Origin of the sequence: Pseudomonas sp. C2B4, assembly GCF_013359695.1 — a bacterium.
Taxonomy (GTDB): domain Bacteria; phylum Pseudomonadota; class Gammaproteobacteria; order Pseudomonadales; family Pseudomonadaceae; genus Aquipseudomonas.
This window is the reverse complement of sequence record NZ_JABFMU010000004.1, coordinates 212,043-230,343: the sequence shown is the minus strand read 5'-3', so window position 1 is coordinate 230,343 and position 18,301 is coordinate 212,043. Positions and strand designations below refer to the sequence as shown.

Here is an 18,301-nt window from a genome sequence, read left to right as displayed (position 1 = left end):
TGGCCTAATGAATTAGAAGTGATCATGTTGTTCGGCAATACTTCCTTTCAGCCGATTAGCCGGCAGTTCGAGACCGATAAAGGAAGAGATCGCATGAGCCAGAATAAAACGCTTACTACCGCCAGTGGCGCTCCTGTTGCCGACAATCAAAATTCCCGTTCCGCCGGCCCGCGCGGCCCGCTGCTGCTCGACGACTTCCACCTGATCGAGAAGCTGGCTCACTTCAACCGTGAAAACATCCCAGAGCGTCGTGTGCACGCCAAAGGCTCGGGTGCTTACGGTACGTTTACCGTCACTCGCGATATCACCCCTTACACCAGCGCCAAGCTGTTCGAATCCGTTGGCAAGCAAACACCCACCTTTCTGCGCTTTTCTACTGTGGGTGGTGAGCGCGGTTCGGCTGATACCGAGCGCGATCCGCGTGGCTTCGCTTTGAAGTTCTACACCGAAGAAGGTAACTGGGACATCGTGGGTAACAACACACCCGTGTTTTTTATCCGTGATCCGCTGAAATTCCCGGACTTTATTCACACCCAAAAACGTCTGCCACAGAGCAACCTCAAAAGTCCTCAGGCGATTTGGGATTTCTGGTCGCACTCTCCCGAGGCGTTGCACCAGGTCACCATCCTGTTTTCGGATCGTGGCATCCCTGATGGCTATCGCCACATGCACGGCTTCGGCAGCCACACCTACAGCCTGATTAATGCCAGCGGCGAGCGTCACTGGGTGAAGTGGCACTACAAGACCAAACAGGGGATCAAGAACCTGGCTCCGGCGGAAGCAGCGCGTCTGGCCGGTACTGACCCTGATTACGCCCAGCGCGACTTGTTCGAGGCCATTGAGCGCGGTGACTTCCCGAAATGGAGTGTGTGCATCCAGATCATGACCGAGGCCCAGGCTGAAGCGCATTACGAGAACCCGTTCGATGTCACCAAGACCTGGTCGCAGAAAGAGTTCCCGTTGATCGAGATTGGTGAGCTGGAGCTGAACCGTAACCCGCTCAACTACTTCGCTGAAGTCGAACAAGCAGCCTTCGGCCCAAGCAATATGGTGCCGGGCGTAGGTCTGTCGCCGGACCGCATGCTGCAAGGTCGCGTATTCGCCTATGCCGATGCGCACCGTTACCGTATAGGCACCAATCACCAGCAACTGCCAGTGAACGCCCCGCGCAGCCCGGTCAACAGCTATCAGCGCGACGGTTCGATGGCCTTCGGCAGCAATGGCGGCGCGGCTCCGAACTACGAGCCGAACAGTTATGTCGATTCACCGAAGCAGGCACCTCGTTACGCCGAGCCTGCGTTAGCGTTGAGCGGTGCGGCTGATCGCTACGATCATCGCGAAGATACTGACTACTACAGCCACGCTGGCGCGCTGTTCCGCCTGATGGATGAGGAGCAGAAAGCCTTGTTGGTTAGTAACATCGCTGGAGCGATGGCGGGTGTATCGAGCGATGTCGTAGACCGTCAATTGCAGCATTTCTTCAGGGCCGATCCGGCGTATGGAGAAGCAATCGCAAAGCTTTTGAACGTACAGTTTAACGAAGTCTAAATGAGAAGCAGAACCGCCCTTATTTGGGCGGTTTTTGCGTTATTTAAGCCGGTTTTCTCAGAATATCTTCGCTTTTCTTGCGTCTAGCGAGTGACGTTATGGTCGGGTTGGTTCAAACTGTAACTTTCAAGCAGGGAGATGTAGGGCGATGCAAGGCCACCCAGACGTAATCGATTACCTCAACACGTTGCTGACCGGCGAATTGGCCGCGCGTGACCAATATTTCGTTCACTCGCGGATGTATGAGGACTGGGGATTCACCAAGCTCTACGAACGAATCAATCACGAGATGGAAGAAGAAGCAGGCCACGCCGATGCACTGATGCGCCGGATCCTGTTGCTCGAAGGCACGCCACGCATGCGTCCTGACGATCTCGATGTAGGCACCACGGTGACAGAGATGCTTGAGGCGGATTTGCGCCTGGAATACAAGGTCCGTGCTGCGTTGTGCAAAGGCATCAAGCTCTGCGAGCAACACAAGGACTATGTCAGCCGCGAAATGCTACGGGTTCAATTGCATGACACCGAAGAAGATCACACCTACTGGCTCGAGAAGCAGTTGGGTCTGATCAAATTGATCGGGCTTGAGAACTACCTGCAGTCCCACGCCTGATTCCGCGGACACAAAAAAGCCCCTGTTACTGATGAAGTGACAGGGGCTTTTTCATGGGCGGGAATCAGGCCCGGTCGCGTTCCAGCAGCGGTTTGAGGTAGTAACCGGTGTGAGATTGCTTCATCTCGGCGACTTCCTCCGGTGTGCCAACGGCGATGATCTGGCCGCCCTTGGAGCCACCTTCCGGCCCCAGGTCCACCAGCCAGTCAGCGGTCTTGATCACATCCAGGTTGTGCTCGATCACTACCACCGTATTGCCGTGGTCGCGCAGTCTGTGCAGGACGTCGAGCAATTGCTGGATATCCGCGAAATGCAGGCCGGTTGTCGGTTCGTCGAGGATATACAGGGTCTTGCCGGTATCTCGCTTGGACAGCTCGCGGGACAGCTTGACCCGTTGAGCCTCACCACCGGACAAGGTGGTCGCTGATTGTCCTAGCTTGATGTAGGACAGACCCACGTCCATCAGTGTCTGGAGCTTGCGTGCGAGCGCCGGTACCGCATCAAAGAACTCCCGGGCTTCCTCGATGGTCATCTCGAGGGTTTCGTGAATGCTCTTGCCCTTGTATTTGATCTCCAGCGTCTCGCGGTTGTAGCGCTTGCTCTTGCAGACGTCGCACGGCACATAGATGTCCGGCAGGAAATGCATTTCCACCTTGATCAAGCCGTCACCCTGGCAGGCTTCGCAGCGTCCACCCTTCACGTTGAAGGAAAAACGCCCCGGGCCATAACCGCGGGAACGGGACTCCGGCACGCCGGCGAACAGCTCGCGAATCGGTGTGAACAGTCCGGTGTAAGTCGCCGGGTTGGAGCGCGGCGTGCGTCCGATCGGGCTTTGGTCGATATCGACGACTTTATCCAGATGTTCCAGACCCTTGATGCTGTCGTGTGCGGCCGCTTCGAGCGTGGTCGCGCCGTTCAGCGCCGTCGCGCTCAAAGGAAAGAGCGTGTTGTTGATCAGGGTCGACTTGCCAGACCCGGACACGCCGGTCACGCAGGTCAGCAGGCCGATCGGGATATCCAGGTCGACATTACGCAAGTTGTTGCCGCGAGCACCCTTGAGCGACAACGACAGTTTCTTGTTGCGCGGCGTACGTTTGGCCGGGACGGCGATTTTCACCCGACCCGACAGGTATTTGCCTGTGAGAGAGTCTGGATGAGACATCACCTCTGCTGGCGTGCCTTCAGCAACGATATGACCACCATGAACGCCGGCACCCGGGCCGATATCCACGACGTAGTCCGCCAGGCGAATGGCGTCTTCGTCGTGCTCGACCACGATCACCGTGTTGCCGATGTCGCGCAGGTGTTTCAGGGTGCCGAGCAGTCGGTCGTTATCGCGTTGGTGCAGGCCAATCGATGGTTCGTCGAGAATGTACAGAACACCGACCAGGCCAGCGCCGATCTGGCTGGCCAGACGAATACGCTGCGCTTCACCGCCAGACAACGTATCTGCGCTGCGATCCAGCGACAGATAGTCGAGGCCGACGTTGACCAGAAACTGCAGGCGCTCCCGGATTTCCTTGAGAATCTTGTCGGCAATCTCGCCACGGCGGCCGGTCATCTTCAGCTCGCCGAAGTAATCGCAGGCGTCGCCGATGGGCAGATTGGTCACTGCCGGCAGGGTCTTCTCGCCGACCCATACGTGCCGTGCTTCCCGTCGCAGTCGGGTGCCGCGGCAGTCCGGGCAGGACTGGGTACTGAGGAACTTGGCCAGCTCTTCGCGTACCGAAGCCGATTCGGTTTCGCGGTAGCGTCGTTCGAGGTTGGGCACGATCCCTTCGAAGGGGTGCGAGCGTTTGACGATGTCGCCACGGTCGTTCAGGTATTTGAAGTCGACGTTTTGCGAACCGCTGCCGTGCAGGATGTTCTTCTGCTGATCAGCCGGCAGTTCGTTGAACGGTACTTCCAGGCTGAATTTGTAGTGGGAGGCCAACGAGCCGAGCATCTGGAAGTAATAGACATTGCGCCGGTCCCAGCCGCGTATCGCGCCTTCGGCCAGGGTCAGCTCACCGTTGACCAATCGCTTGATGTCGAAGAATTGCTTCACCCCCAGGCCGTCACAGGTCGGGCAGGCACCGGCCGGGTTGTTGAAGGAAAACAGCTTGGGCTCGAGTTCGCTGATGGCATGGCCGCAAATCGGGCAGGCGAAGCGCGCGGAGAAGATCATCTCTTCGCCCGGCTGGTCATCCATCGGTGCCACCAGGGCGATACCGTCCGCCAGCTTCAGTGCGGTCTCGAAGGATTCGGCCAGACGCTGTTGCAAATCGGCGCGGACCTTGAAGCGGTCGACCACGACGTCGATGGAATGCTTTTTCTGTTTATCGAGCTTCGGTGCTTCGTCCAGCTCATAAAGCTTGCCGTTGATCCGGGCACGAACGAAACCCTGTGCCCGAAGCTCTTCAAAAACCGAGAGGTGTTCGCCTTTGCGCTCGCGAATCACCGGCGCTAGCAGCATCAGTTTGCTGCCCTCCGGTTCGGCGAGGACCAGGTCGACCATCTGGCTGACGGTCTGTGCTTCCAGCGGAATGTCGTGATCCGGGCAGCGCGGGATACCCACCCGGGCGTACAGCAAGCGCAGGTAGTCGTAGATTTCGGTGATGGTGCCGACGGTCGAGCGCGGGTTGTGCGAGGTCGACTTCTGTTCGATGGAGATGGCTGGCGACAAGCCTTCGATGGTGTCGACATCAGGCTTTTCCATCATCGACAGGAACTGTCGGGCATACGCCGACAGCGACTCGACATAGCGGCGCTGGCCTTCGGCGTACAGTGTGTCGAAGGCCAGGGACGATTTGCCGGAGCCGGACAGGCCGGTGATGACGATCAGCTTGTCCCGGGGCAGGGTCAGGTCAATGTTCTTCAGGTTGTGGGTTCGAGCCCCACGAATCAGGATCTTGTCCAAGGTGGCCTCGCTCGGCGGGCGTCGAAAACGTAGGAGTATACGGCCAAATACTGGATGGATGCACACTATCGAATGATGCGATTGATGGCTTACATGAAAGCTCTGTCATCTACACGCGGCAAAGCGTCGCGATATACCCTGCCAATCGATGGGACTGGTAGAATCGCCGCCGGTTCACATGAGGTTTTTCCATGCACGATCCCCACAGCGAACGCATGAGTGGCAGCGAGACCCGCGCGGCGAGCGGTCTGGCCCTGGTGTTCGCCTTCCGTATGCTTGGCATGTTCATGGTGTTGCCGGTCCTGGCGACCTATGGCATGGACCTGGCGGGAGCGACCCCGGCCCTTATCGGGCTGGCGATTGGCGCTTACGGCCTGACCCAGGCGATTTTCCAGATTCCATTCGGCTTCATTTCCGACCGTATCGGTCGCCGCCCGGTGATTTACCTGGGGCTGATTGTCTTCGCCCTGGGCAGTGTGCTGGCGGCCAGCGCCGATTCGATCTGGGGCGTGATCGCCGGGCGCATCCTGCAAGGTGCCGGGGCGATTTCCGCCGCGGTCATGGCCCTGTTATCGGATTTGACCCGTGAACAGCATCGAACCAAAGCCATGGCCATGATCGGCATGACCATCGGTCTGTCGTTTGCTGTCGCGATGGTTGTTGGCCCCTTGCTCACGCGTGCTTTCGGCTTGTCCGGGTTATTCCTGGCCACGGGCGGCATGGCACTGGTCGGCATTGTGATCGTGATGTTCATGGTGCCGCGTTCCACCGGCCCGTTACAGCACCGTGAGTCCGGTGTTGCGCGCCAGGCATTGATACCGACGCTCAAACATCCGGACCTGCTGCGCCTGGACCTGGGCATTTTTGTGTTGCACGCGATGTTGATGTCGAGCTTCGTCGCCTTGCCGCTGGCCCTGGTGGAAAAAGCCGGGCTGCCCAAGGAGCAGCACTGGTGGGTGTACCTCACCGCGCTGCTGATTTCCTTCTTCGCCATGATCCCGTTCATTATCTACGGCGAGAAGAAACGCAAAATGAAACGAGTTTTGCTCGGCGCCGTCATGACGCTGATGTTCACTGAGCTATTCTTCTGGCAGTTCGGCGACAGCCTGCGGGCTCTGGTGATCGGTACGGTGGTGTTCTTCACCGCGTTCAATCTTCTGGAGGCGTCGCTGCCGTCGCTGATCAGCAAGGTTTCACCGGCGGGTGGCAAGGGCACGGCGATGGGGGTTTATTCCACCAGCCAGTTCCTCGGTTCGGCATTGGGCGGGATACTCGGCGGCTGGTTGTTCCAGCACGGCGGTTTGTCGGTTGTGTTCCTGGGATGCGCCGCACTGGCTGCCCTCTGGTTGGTCTTTGCTGTTACCATGCGTGAACCTCCCTACGTGACGAGCCTGCGCTTGCCATTGTCGCCCGAGGCGATCCGCGAAGCGGGTCTGGTCGAGCGCCTGAAGGCCGTTGTAGGGGTAACAGATGCGGTGATCGTCGCGGATGAAGCGGCGATTTACATCAAATTGGACACCGAACTATTGGATCGCACTACCCTCGAGAGCCTGGTGAACAACCCGGCCGGGGCAGCGTGCGTAGCCTAGGAGAACGTAATGGCCCGTGGGGTTAACAAAGTCATATTGGTCGGCACTTGCGGCCAGGATCCTGAAGTTCGCTACCTGCCGAACGGCAATGCCGTGACCAACCTGAGTCTGGCCACCAGCGAACAATGGACCGACAAGCAAACCGGTCAGAAAGTCGAAAAAACCGAATGGCACCGTGTGTCGATGTTCGGCAAAGTGGCGGAAATCGCCGGCGAGTACCTGCGTAAAGGTTCGCAGGTCTACATCGAAGGCAAGCTGCAGACCCGCGAGTGGGAAAAAGACGGTATCAAGCGTTACACCACCGAAATCGTGGTCGACATGCAAGGCACCATGCAGTTGCTGGGTGGCCGTCCACAGCAGGGCGACCAGCAAGGTGGGGGCAACTATCAACAGTCCGCACCACGTCAGCAGGCTCCGCGTCCACAGCAGTCGGCACCGCAACAGTCGCGTCCGGCCCCACAGCAGGCCGCTCCGCAGCCGGCTCCGGATTTCGACAGCTTTGATGACGATATCCCGTTCTAAATTAGCCTCGCGCTAACCAAAGCCCGGTATTCCCACAAGGATGCCGGGCTTTTTGTTGCCGTCGTTTTCATTCAGCCCCTGCCAAATGACGGCAACTGAAGCCCGGGAGCCCGGTGATATGATGCTAATCGTCTAAACCTGGCTGCGGGTTACCCCATGGACCGCCTGTCGACGTTGCTTTCTCAGTTCGGTGTGCGCGCGAACCTGTTCTACAGTGGCAAGCTCTGTGGAATATCGTCCTACGATGGCGCTGACCCGCGCGGTCATGTTCACCTGCTGCAGAAAGGCACCCTCACGTTAAAAATCCCCGGGGCTGGTGACAGGCTGCTAACCCGGCCCAGTCTGATTTTTTTGCCTCGTCCCAGCCGTCATCAACTGATCGCAGACGAATCCGATGGCGCCCAGTTGTTGTGTGCGTTGATGGAGTTTGACGGTGGCGTCAGTAACCCGATCTCCGCTTCGCTCCCTGATCTCCTGGTGCTGTCCCTGGATGAGCTGCCGTTGCTGGCCGATACGCTGAGATGGTTATTCAGTGAGGCCGCAGATGGGCATTGCGGCCGGGAGGCAGTGCTTGATCGCTTGTTCGAGCTGCTGATCATCCTGTTGTTCCGGCATCTGCTCGACCACCACCAATTAAGCACTGGAATGATGGCCGGTCTGGCCGATGTGCGGCTGGCGCGTTCGCTGACACAGATGCATAGCGCACCCCATCGACCTTGGTCGGTTGCAGAGCTGGCGAATGAGTCGAACATGTCCCGCGCCGCCTATGCGGTGCATTTTCGCTCCGTTCTCGGGCAGACACCGGCGGATTACCTGCTGAGTTGGCGGATCAGTCTGGCGCAGAAACGGCTGCGTGAAGGGCGACCGATCACGCTGATCGCTGACGAAGTCGGTTATGAAAGTCCTTCAGCGCTTGCCCGTGCGTTTCGCCGCAAGACCGGTTGCAGCCCAAGTGAGTGGATGAAATCCCTGGTAGATGAGATTTCTTGATCAGGTGGTTCGTTGTTTAAACCGGAAAGGAAGATGGCCCGGAACAATTCCGGGCCATGTTCTTTGTGAAGTTGTCAGCTCAAGCTGTTTCCAGCTTGGTTAACGAGTGGCCGGCCACGAAGATGGAGGCGGCAAGCAAGCCAATGTCCTTGAGGAGAAACTGTCCGGGTGCAACGCTGATCGCCGGGAAGCCAAGGCCAGGCTCAATCACTCCGGGTGTGGAGAACATGAAACTCAGCGTGGTAATGAACAAGCCTGCGGACAGGGCCCCGCCGATCAAGGAAAGCTTCGGAGACAGCAGGCGACCTGCGATCAGCACACCGATGGAAACCTCCAGGACGCCAAGCAGAGCGGAAAACAGATCGACATTGAAGATCTGGTAGACCCATCCCAGCAGCGGGCTATTACTCACCAGTGGAACCAGTCCCTCTGCTTCATAGTGAGTGAACTTCATTCCGCCAAACCAGAAGTAGATGACGGCCAGGGCGAAGTAGATACCGTAAGTGCCAAGCGCCATGGTGCTGACGCCGAGGGAGGCTTTTTTCGAGATGCTGTCAGTCGTGCTGATATTCAAAGTATTCATTGTTCAGGCTTCCAGTGGGTTTGACTAAAAAGTTAAGTGCGGTATCTCCTTAACCCCCGCGGTTTACGTTGGGAGTGGAGACATTGTTGTCTCTGGCCTGACTCTTTAGTGTTCTGGCGGTATTGCGTTCAGTGCAGATCGTCCAAACCCACCGGTAATAAAAAAAGCCCATGGCGTTTAAGGCCATGGGCTTTTCATTTTTGTGCAGGATCAACGGTTACTGGCTGGCGGCGAGGAACTCGTCAGTTGAAACCACGTTGGCGTAGGCAAAGCCCAGTGCAGACATGAACGCGGCATGTACATGGGCCGCCGGAACCGTCAGGCCGTTGAACTCAAGATCACGGGAGGCACAGGCGTCATGGATCACTGTGACGCTGTACCCGAGATCGTTCGCCGCTCGGGTGATGCCGTCGACGCACATGTGGCTCATGCTGCCGACGACCACCAGCTCCTTGATCCCTTGTTCGTCGAGGATGGCTTGCAGTTCGGTTTCACGGAACGAGTTGACGAAGTGCTTGAGCACCACGGGCTCATTGCCCTGGTTCAAGACTTTGGGGTGCAGCTTCGCGCCTTCAGAGCCGGGGGTGAAGAAAGGCGCTGCATCCGAGGTGAATTCGTGGCGGATGTGCACCACCGAATCACCGGCCTTGCGAAAGGCCTTGAGCAGGCGGACGGCGTTGTCAGCGGCTGCATCGGCGCCGACCAGTGGCCACTTGCCTTGAGGGAAGTAGTCGTTTTGGATATCGACTACGATGAGTGCTTGCTTGGCCATGACTGTTTCCTCGAAGTGCGGTTTGGGTGTGGAATGAAGTATTGGCTCTGGCGGGCCGTCCGGGGATTGGCCGCACCGACAATAGAAGGGGGAAAACTGACAATGGATGCACAAAGGGCAATCGCTGAACTGGGCGTGTTGATCTATCCCGGCGCGCAGATGGCGGCGGTGCATGGGTTGACCGACCTGTTCGGGGTGGCCAACCGGATCGCCGCCGAGCACCAGGCTGCGCATTTACCGCTGTTGCGGGTCAGTCATTGGCGGGTCGACGGTGATCAGCCTCCCACCCGGGTCTACGACAGCCATCCCGCCTTGGACGGCGCACTGATGGCGGTGTTGATTCCGCCGTCGATTGCCGGGTTCTCCGAAGGCCAGGCACCGCAGGCGCTGATTCGCTGGCTCAGGCAGCAACACGCCAATGGCGCGACGCTCGGCGGCGTCTGCGTGGGCTCGATTCTGTTGGCCGAAAGCGGTCTGCTGGATGGCCGCAGTGCCACCACCCACTGGACCTCCGCCAAAACATTTGCCGAGCGTTACCCGGCGATCAAGCTCAAGGCCGATACACCTATCGTCGACGACGGCGACCTGATCACCACCGCCGGGCTGATGGCCTGGTCCGAGTTGGGTCTGCGCCTGGTGGATCGCCTGCTGGGGCCGAGCATCGCCACCGGCACTGCGCGCTTTCTGGTCGTGGAGCACAGCGACAGTGCCAGCGAGTGCGGCAGCAACTTTGCCCCCATCCTCAATCATGGCGATGCTTCGATTCTCAAGGTGCAGCACTGGCTGCAAAGCACCGGGGCCACGGATGTGTCCTTGACGGCGATGGCCGAGCGAGCGGGGCTGGAGGAACGTACGTTCCTGCGTCGCTTTCGCGCGGCAACCGGGCTCAAGCCCACGGAGTATTGCCAGCACCTGCGGGTGGGCAAGGCTCGGGAAATGCTCGAGTTCACCAACGGCACCATCGATCACATTGCCTGGACCGTGGGCTATCAGGATCCGGGCGCGTTTCGTTCGACGTTCAAGAAAATCACCGGGCTGGCGCCGAGTGATTACCGGATGCGGTTTGGGGTGATGCCGAATGCAGCGGCACGCTAGTTGAAACACCGCAAATCCCTTGTGGGAGCGAGCCTGCTCGCGAAGACGGCGGCACATTCAACATTGATGTGACTGACACACCGCTTTCGCGAGCAGGCTCGCTCCCACAGGGACATCTGCCTAAGCGTGAGTCGTGCAAAATGCCAGAGTCTTGAAGGGGGTCGTGCAGAATAAAACGGCCCGAAGCCACCCCCGATTATGTAACCGCCTGATTTGAATGCCGTTCCTCCTCTACCGCGATTGGCCTGATCCCTGCACCCCTTCAACCACACTCATCCAGCGCCGATTGAAGGGGGACGCATGACCCCACCAAACCGCAAAAAAATGGTGGTCGCCCATTCAGTAAATGCCGACGCGCCTTTGCATGAAATCCAAACCAATCACGCGTTGGCCAAGTGGCTGGCGCACATCCTCGGACTCAAGTTCGGTGGCCGTTACGACCCGCAGCAGCATCAGGGACGAGATCTATATCTGCTGCCGACGCAAACGATCGTCGGCGCTGCTTGCGCGCGGCAACTGGGCGTCAAGGGACCGGAGGATTTGTGGGGGGGCTACGTCGAACACGATTTCATCTGCACCAAGGCCATCAGTCACGGTTTGCTGAACCGTCATGCCCATGCGCCGAAAGGCTGGGCGCCGCTGTTTTCCGAACGGGTGCGCAGTGTCGTACTCGACGGCCTCAGCGTGTTCTCCTTCGAGGATGCGCGACCGGCGGCGGAGCATCTGCTCTGCAGTGGTCCGATCCGACTCAAGCCGATTCATGCCTGCGCCGGGCGTGGGCAGGAGGTCATCGACAGTCTGGATCAGTTTGATGAAGTCCTCGCCCGGCCCGACGCCAGGGCCCTGTTCACCGAAGGCGTGGTGCTGGAACAGGACCTGGAGCAGGTGATTACCCACAGCGTCGGACAGAGTTTCATCGGCGGAAAGCTGCTGAGTTACTGTGGTGATCAATACTTGACCCAGGACGCCCACGGCGAAGACGTGTATGGCGGTTCCAATCTGCTGGCAGTGCAGGGTGGTTACGACGATCTGCTGGCACTGGATCTGCCTGAAGAGGTGCGATTGGCGATCAAGCAGGCACAGGTGTTCGACCGTGCCGCGGATGAAGCCTATCCCGGCTTCTACGCTTCGCGGCGCAACTACGACATTGCTCAAGGCGTGGCCAGCGACGGCAAAAAGCGCAGTGGCGTGCTCGAACAATCCTGGCGCATGGGTGGCGCCAGCAGCGCCGAAGTGGCGGCCTTGCAGAGTTTCGTCAACGACCCGCAGATGCGCGCGATTCGGGTGTCTTCGGTGGAAACCTACATCGATCAGCCGCTGCCGGCGGATGCCATTGAGGTGTACCGCGGGCCGGCGCAGAACAGTGATTTCCTGCTCAAATACGTAACGGTCAAATCCTATGACGGCTAGAAGCGAAAGCATTCAAATCGACATTGACGATGAACAGATGAGCGGGACATTTCTCAGTCCCAAATCGAAAGTCCCCGGCGTGTTGTTCGTGCACGGCTGGGGCGGTAGCCAGGAACGGGATCTGGAGCGGGCCAAAGGCATCGCCGGGCTGGGCTGTGTATGCCTGACCTTCGACCTGCGCGGGCATACCGGCGGCACCGGCATTCCGCTGACCCGGGTCACCCGTGAAGACAACCTGCGCGACCTGCTGGCGGCCTACGATCGCCTGCTCGCGCACCCGGCGCTGGACACCTCGGCGATTGCCGTGGTCGGCACCAGTTACGGCGGTTACCTGGCCTCGATCCTCACGTCGTTGCGCCCGGTGCGCTGGCTGGCGCTGCGGGTGCCGGCGCTGTATCGCGATGATCAATGGCATACGCCCAAGCGCGACCTGGACAAGCTCGACTTGCGCGATTACCGCAGCACGCTGGTGCGCGCGGACACTAATCGGGCGTTGCATGCCTGTGCGCAATTCACCGGGGATGTGTTGTTGGTCGAGTCCGAAACCGATGACTACGTGCCCCACGCCACGATCATGAGTTACCGCGCCGCGTGTCAGCAGACCCATTCGTTGACGCACCGGATTATCGACGGTGCCGATCATGCGCTGAGCGATCCGGTTTCCCAGCAGGCCTACACCTCGATCCTGGTGGATTGGATCACTGAGATGGTGGTGGGTGAGCGGTTGAGCATTATTCAGTCCCGGTAATGTGTGGTGTTCTTGCGGACGCCTTCGCGGGCAAGCCCGCTCCCACAGGGATTTTCAGTGACCACAAATTTTGTGAACACCATGACACTTGTGGGAGCGGGCTTGCCCGCGATGGCATACTTGAAAACACCACAAATCACTTGGGTTTCTTCGCAATTCGCAGCGATTTCGCCTTGGTCTCCACCAGCAAATACATCACCAGCGTGATCAACAGCGGCAACAGAAAATAAATCGCCCGATACGCCAGCAACCCCGCCACCAGGCTGCCCCGCGATGCCTCGTGTTGCAGCAGTGCCACGAATACCGCCTCCAGCACACCGAGCCCGGCCGGTATGTGGGTGATGACCCCGGCGATGGCGCTGATCAGCAACACGCCAAGCACCAATGGATAATCGAGCTTGCTCGGCAGCAGGGTGAAGATCACCGCTGCCATCAGCGACCAGTTCAGCGCCCCGAGGGCCAGTTGCAGGATCGCCATGCGCAAGGACGGCAGGTTGATTTCCACCCCGCGTATCGCCCACTCGCGCCGTTTGGAAAACCGGCACGCCGCGAGATACCCCGCGCTCGCCAGCAACAACAGCACGCCAACCCCTTGCAGTGCACCGCTGCTCAGTTTCCAGCCGGGAGGCATGCGTACCAGCCCGCTGCTGAACACCGCGCCGGCAATCACCATGTAGCCGAACCAGTTGGTGGCCAGGCTCAGGCCGAGGATTTTCGCGATGTTGCCTTTGCTCACGCCGAGCCGCGAATACAGCCGGTAACGCATGGCAATGCCACCGACCCAGGCGCTCAGGTTGAGGTTGAAGGCGTAGCTGATGATCCCCACCGGCAGGATCTGTTTCCACGTCAGGTTCTGGCGGATGTAGGTTCGGCCGATCAGGTCGAAACAGGCGTAGACCAGAAAACTCAACAGGGTCAGCCCGGCCGCGATGATCAGGGTGCGTACCTTGAAATCGGTGAGGGTGTCGAACACTTCGGCCCACTCGATACGCGAGGCGAACATCGTCAGCAATACGATCAGCGCCAGAAAAAACAGCATCGTCAGCGGTCTTTTCCAGCGACTCCAGCGCGACTTGGCCGGGTGCTCGGCGTGCGGCGCTGCGTGTGCTTCAGTGCGGCTCATGCGGATCGCTCCCGGTCGGTGAGGTGAAGGCTTTCAGGCGGGGCTTATGCGCCGGCAGCCAACCGGCCCAGGCCGGGAAGTGCCGCAAGAAGTGGAACACCAGAAACCCCACGGTCATGTGCCAGACCCGCCCGCGTGGGGCGGTGTCCACCGACATGGCCTTGCAGTGGTTGTCGCTGAGTTCTTCGAGTCGTTCGAACAGGTCACGGTTGAATGCGCGATCGCGGATCAACACATTGGCCTCAAGGTTCATCGACAGGCTCAACGGGTCGAGGTTGCTGGAGCCGACCGTGCTCCAGTCTTCGTCCACCAGCGCGACCTTGCCGTGCAGCGGACGGTCGCAATATTCGTAGATCTTTACCCCGGACTTGAGCAGGTAGTCGTAGGTCATGCGCGCGGCGAGTTTGGCCACCAGCATGTCCGGCTGCCCCTGCAGAATCAGGCGCACGTCAACGCCGCGGCGGGCGGCGTTGCGGATCTCGCGCAGCAATCGGTAGCCCGGGAAAAAGTAGGCGTTGGCGATGACCACGCGCCGTTGCGCCGTGCGCAATACCTGACGGTAAACCTCTTCGATGTCGGTGGAGTGTTCGGCGTTATCGCGATACACCAGCCGCACCTGACCGTCGTGATCGGTGAAGGCCAGCTCCGAACGACGCTGTCGACGCCGTTGCCACCAGTATTTGGCCCGCGCCGGACGACCGCATTGCAACAGGGCAAAGTGATGGATGTCGGCCACCGCCGGACCTTGCACTTCAACGGAGTAATCCTGTTTGGCTTCGGGGCCGAAGTCAGCCAGATGATCGGCGGAGAAATTGATCCCGCCGATGAAGGCGACCGTCCCGTCCACAACCACGATCTTGCGGTGCAGGCGGCGGAACCAGTTGGTACGGATGCCCAGGCGTTTCGGAGCGGGGTCGAACATCTGCAAGTGCACACCTGCTCCGCTGAGGGCGGTGAGATAAGCCGTCCCCAGTTCGCCGCAGCCGAATCCGTCGAAGCTGGCGGTGACGCGCACGCCGCGTTGCGCGGCGTCGATGAGCACCGTCTTGAGCTCTTCGCCGACCTTGTCCTCGAACACAATGAAGGTTTCCAGGAGGATTTCGGTTTTCGCCTGCCGCATGGCCTCGAACACCCGGGGGAAGTAGGCCTCGCCGTTTTCAAGCAGTTCGACGCGGTTACTGCCTTGCCAGCGGTACTCGACGTCGACCGGTGCGGGTTCGCTCGTCGGCGGCGCGGCAATCTGTTCAACGCTGGATTTTTCCATCGGCGAGGTGCTCATAGTTCGATCTCCACCGACAGCGGTGCGTGATCCGACAGGTGCGACCAGGGCCGTGTGGTCAGCACCTGTGGGCGGCTGGCCTTGAGGTTGCGCACATAGATGCGGTCCAGGCGCAGTGTCGGCAACCGGGCGGGAAAACTGCGTGCCGGCTTGCCGTGGTGCTCGGCGAACACTTCGCGCAACCCACAGGGCTTGAGCAGGGTATCGGCGCACTGGCGCCAGTCGTTGAAGTCACCGGCGACGATCACTGGCGCATCGGCTGGCAGCCCCTCCAGGTGACGGGCGAGCAACCTGAGTTGTTCATTACGGTGGCTTTCGCGCAGGCCCAGGTGGACACATATCGCATGCACCTCCGGGCCTTCGCCGGGCAGGCGCAGGACGCAATGCAGGATGCCGCGATTCTCATGGCCGCTGATGGACACATCGAGGTTGTCGTGGCGCACGATCTGGAATTTCGACAGCAGCGCGTTGCCGTGATCTCCTGCCGGGTAGACCGCGTTGCGTCCGTAAGCAAACTGCGGCCACAGGGTGTCGGCGAGGAATTCGTATTGCGGCATCGCCGGCCAATTGTTGTAGCGCTTGGGATGCTGTTCGTGGGTGCCGTGGACCTCCTGCAAAAACACCACATCGGCAGAGACGCTGCGCACCGCTTCGCGCAGTTCCGGCAGGATGAAACGTCGGTTCAGCGCGGTAAACCCTTTGTGGGTGTTCACCGTCAGCACCGTGAAACGATGCACCGTGGTGTTGATGCTCGCCTGCTCGTCAGTGACGCCCACCGGTTCGCGAACGCTCATGACAGCGCTCCTTCGGCGACAGGCTCTCCGGGGGCGGTGGCCAGGTTCTGGTCGAGATCGAATCGCTCCAGCAGGCGACGAGCATCGAAAGGCGCGCGGACCTTGATGTCGTTATCGAAATAGCAGAACACCTCGCGGGATTTGCGCGCCCTGGGTTTCTGTCGGGGCGCGATCAAATGGGGATCGTTCGGCTGCCGCCCTTGATTCCAGGCCTCGATCCGCTCACCCCAGCGTTGCAGGGCCTGTGGGGTGTAGCCGCTGGCGTAGAGTTCTTCGGCACCGTGCAGGCGCAGGTAAACGAAGTCGCTGGTGATGTCTTCGCGATACGGCCATTTGCCGGCGCTGTCGGCAATCACCAGCGCCGTGTTGTAGCGTTTGAGCAGACGGACAAAGGCCGGGTCGATGAAGCTGTCGTGACGGATTTCCACGGCATGGCGCACAGGTTTTTTCTTGTACGCCTTGAGGCTGGCATGGCCGTGGAGGTGCGAATCGTGCTGACGGGCGAGGGCCGCCGCCTCTGCGGTGTTTTGGGGTAATTGTTCGAGGAAGGTCTCGAACAGTTCGGCATCGAATTTGAAGTTGGGCGGGAACTGCCAGAGGATCGGGCCGAGTTTTTCCTTGAGCTCCAGAACCCCGGAGGCAAAGAAGTTCGCCAGAGGCTTGTGGATGTCACGCAGGCGTTTGATGTGGGTAATGAAGCGCGGAGCCTTGACGCTGAACACGAAATGCACCGGCGTTTCGATGTACCACTGGGCATAGCGCTCGGGCCGTTGCAGGGCGTAAAACGATCCATTGATTTCGATGCTGTTGACGGCCCGCGACGCGAATTGCAACTCGCGTTTCTGGGGCAACCCCTTTGGGTAGAAATCCCCTCGCCAGGGCGTGTAGCGCCAACCTGAAATACCGATGTGAATCGCCGCCATGTCGCCTCCCGTCCGAGTGCCCCATTCCTTTGCTGACTGCGGGGCGGCGCGGAAAGTTTCGGCGGGGGTACGGACGGTAGGGCTTCTGGGGGCGCCACAAAACAAATGTGGGAGCGAGCCTGCTCGCGAAAGCGGTGTGTCAGTCACATCAATGTTGAATGTGCTGCCGTCTTCGCGAGCAGGCTCGCTCCCACAGGGGTTGAATCAGTGACTGGCGACTACGCGAGTCGAGCTCGAGGCATACACCGGCCCCAGCCGATCCAGGCGCCCGCTCCACGCCGTCAATGCCAGCGCCACCAATACCACCAGACCACCGATCCACGCGGTATGGATCAAGCCCAAGTGCGCAACGATCAAGCCGCCGCCCCACGCACCACCGGCAATCCCGAGGTTGAACGCGGCGATGTTCAGGCCGGAAGCCACGTCCACCGCGTGAGGGGTGTGATGTTCAGCCTGACGCACCACATACACTTGCAGCCCCGGCACATTGCCGAACGCCACGGCGCCCCAAACCAGCACGGTAGCCAGTGCCAGCCATGGATAGCCAGCGGTGAACGTCAATACGAACAACACGGCGGCGAGCAGGGCGAAGATGATTTTCAGGGCGCTGATCGGGCCGCGTTTATCCGCCAGTTTGCCGCCCCAGATATTGCCCACCGCGACCGAGACCCCGTAGACCAGCAGCACCAGGCTGACGGTGCTGGCGCTGAAGCCCGAGATGTCCTGAAGAATCGGCGCCAGGAAGGTGAAGGCAATGAACGAGCCGCCGTACCCGATCGCGGTCATGGCGTACACCAGCAGCAACCGCGGTTGTTTAAGGACCTGCAACTGCTGCAACAGCGACGCGGGTTTGCTGTGGGCGATGTTTTTCGGCACGTAGAGCAGGCTGCCGAGAAAGGCGATCACACCCAATGCCGAGACGGCGAGAAAGGTTTCACGCCAGCCGAAGTGCTGGCCGATGAAGGTGCCCAGCGGTACGCCGGTGACCAGTGCCACGGTGAGGCCGGTGAACATGATGGCGATCGCGCTGGCGGCTTTTTCCTTGGGCACTAGACTGGTGGCGATGGTTGAGCCGATCGAGAAAAACACGCCATGGGCCAGGCCGGTGACGATTCGCGCCAGGATCAATGATTCGTAGCCCGGTGCTTGCCAGGCCAGCAGGTTGCCGAGGGTGAACAGCACCATCAGCGACAACAACAGCAATTTGCGTGGGACTTTGCCGGTCAGGGCGGTTAATACCGGGGCGCCGACGGCGACACCCAGTGCGTACAGGCTGACCAGCAGGCCGGCGGATGGCAGGCTGACGCCGAGGTCGGCGCCGATGGTCGGTAACAGGCCAACGATGACGAACTCGGTCGTCCCGATGGCAAAGGCGCTGAGGGTCAGCGCGAGCAAGGCAATGGGCATGGCTGC

The 18,301-nt window shown here is 59.9% G+C and carries 16 protein-coding genes; 8 read left to right on the top strand and 8 right to left on the bottom strand.

All coding sequences use genetic code 11. From position 1 onward, the window contains the following. Positions 1-93 precede the first annotated feature (93 nt). Positions 94-1,548 (top strand): catalase, encoded by a 1,455-nt coding sequence (locus HNQ83_RS05280; RefSeq protein ID WP_175388001.1) that lies wholly within the window; start codon positions 94-96, stop codon positions 1,546-1,548. 148 nt (positions 1,549-1,696) lie between these two features. Beyond that, positions 1,697-2,161, top strand: a complete 465-nt coding sequence (gene bfr, locus HNQ83_RS05275; RefSeq protein ID WP_175388000.1) for a bacterioferritin — start codon at positions 1,697-1,699, stop codon at positions 2,159-2,161. A 64-nt stretch (positions 2,162-2,225) separates the two neighbouring features. On the opposite strand, the gene uvrA is transcribed toward bfr, so the two are convergent. Then, complete coding sequence (uvrA, locus tag HNQ83_RS05270; RefSeq protein ID WP_175387999.1) at positions 2,226-5,060, bottom strand: excinuclease ABC subunit UvrA; 2,835 nt, start codon at positions 5,058-5,060, stop codon at positions 2,226-2,228. A gap of 191 nt (positions 5,061-5,251) precedes the next feature. Here uvrA and HNQ83_RS05265 point away from each other — a divergent pair, with 191 nt between their 5' ends. From HNQ83_RS05265 to HNQ83_RS05255, 3 genes are all read left to right on the top strand, one after another. Continuing rightward, positions 5,252-6,649 carry an MFS transporter gene (locus HNQ83_RS05265; protein ID WP_175387998.1) on the top strand — a complete coding sequence of 466 codons (1,398 nt, stop codon included), beginning with the start codon at positions 5,252-5,254 and terminating at the stop codon, positions 6,647-6,649. A gap of 9 nt (positions 6,650-6,658) precedes the next feature. Continuing rightward, on the top strand, positions 6,659-7,171 hold the full coding sequence (locus HNQ83_RS05260; protein WP_096514767.1) for a single-stranded DNA-binding protein: 513 nt from the start codon (positions 6,659-6,661) through the stop codon (positions 7,169-7,171). Between the two features lie 156 nt (positions 7,172-7,327). Continuing rightward, positions 7,328-8,161 carry an AraC family transcriptional regulator gene (locus HNQ83_RS05255; protein WP_175387997.1) on the top strand — a complete coding sequence of 278 codons (834 nt, stop codon included), beginning with the start codon at positions 7,328-7,330 and terminating at the stop codon, positions 8,159-8,161. 79 nt (positions 8,162-8,240) lie between these two features. On the opposite strand, the gene HNQ83_RS05250 is transcribed toward HNQ83_RS05255, so the two are convergent. Beyond that, positions 8,241-8,744, bottom strand: a complete 504-nt coding sequence (locus tag HNQ83_RS05250; protein WP_175387996.1) for a YkgB family protein — start codon at positions 8,742-8,744, stop codon at positions 8,241-8,243. 217 nt (positions 8,745-8,961) lie between these two features. Beyond that, complete coding sequence (locus HNQ83_RS05245) at positions 8,962-9,516, bottom strand: cysteine hydrolase family protein (protein WP_175387995.1); 555 nt, start codon at positions 9,514-9,516, stop codon at positions 8,962-8,964. A gap of 102 nt (positions 9,517-9,618) precedes the next feature. Between HNQ83_RS05245 and HNQ83_RS05240 the strand changes: the two genes are divergently transcribed. From HNQ83_RS05240 to HNQ83_RS05230, 3 genes are all read left to right on the top strand, one after another. Next, positions 9,619-10,611 (top strand): GlxA family transcriptional regulator, encoded by a 993-nt coding sequence (locus HNQ83_RS05240; RefSeq protein ID WP_175387994.1) that lies wholly within the window; start codon positions 9,619-9,621, stop codon positions 10,609-10,611. Between the two features lie 300 nt (positions 10,612-10,911). Continuing rightward, a complete protein-coding gene (locus HNQ83_RS05235; RefSeq protein WP_175387993.1) occupies positions 10,912-12,021 on the top strand; it encodes a DUF3182 family protein in 1,110 nt (369 codons plus the stop codon). Next, a complete protein-coding gene (locus tag HNQ83_RS05230; RefSeq protein WP_175387992.1) occupies positions 12,011-12,769 on the top strand; it encodes a S9 family peptidase in 759 nt (252 codons plus the stop codon). The genes HNQ83_RS05235 and HNQ83_RS05230 overlap by 11 nt, the downstream gene beginning before the upstream one ends. 136 nt (positions 12,770-12,905) lie before the next feature. Here HNQ83_RS05230 and HNQ83_RS05225 read toward each other — a convergent pair whose 3' ends face one another. The 5 genes from HNQ83_RS05225 to HNQ83_RS05205 all read right to left on the bottom strand — a co-directional run bounded on the left by HNQ83_RS05225 (position 12,906) and on the right by HNQ83_RS05205 (position 18,295). Then, positions 12,906-13,892, bottom strand: coding sequence for a lysylphosphatidylglycerol synthase domain-containing protein (locus HNQ83_RS05225; RefSeq protein ID WP_175387991.1), 987 nt, complete (start codon positions 13,890-13,892; stop codon positions 12,906-12,908). Then, entirely contained in the window at positions 13,879-15,171 is a 1,293-nt protein-coding gene (clsB, locus tag HNQ83_RS05220; RefSeq protein ID WP_175387990.1) for a cardiolipin synthase ClsB, read from the bottom strand. The genes HNQ83_RS05225 and clsB overlap by 14 nt, the downstream gene beginning before the upstream one ends. After that, a complete protein-coding gene (locus tag HNQ83_RS05215; protein ID WP_175387989.1) occupies positions 15,168-15,965 on the bottom strand; it encodes an endonuclease/exonuclease/phosphatase family protein in 798 nt (265 codons plus the stop codon). Before HNQ83_RS05215 ends, clsB begins: the two co-directional genes overlap by 4 nt. Continuing rightward, positions 15,962-16,888, bottom strand: a complete 927-nt coding sequence (locus HNQ83_RS05210; RefSeq protein ID WP_175387988.1) for a DUF72 domain-containing protein — start codon at positions 16,886-16,888, stop codon at positions 15,962-15,964. The genes HNQ83_RS05215 and HNQ83_RS05210 overlap by 4 nt, the downstream gene beginning before the upstream one ends. Positions 16,889-17,092: 204 nt before the next feature. Continuing rightward, complete coding sequence (locus HNQ83_RS05205) at positions 17,093-18,295, bottom strand: MFS transporter (RefSeq protein ID WP_175387987.1); 1,203 nt, start codon at positions 18,293-18,295, stop codon at positions 17,093-17,095. Positions 18,296-18,301 lie beyond the last annotated feature (6 nt).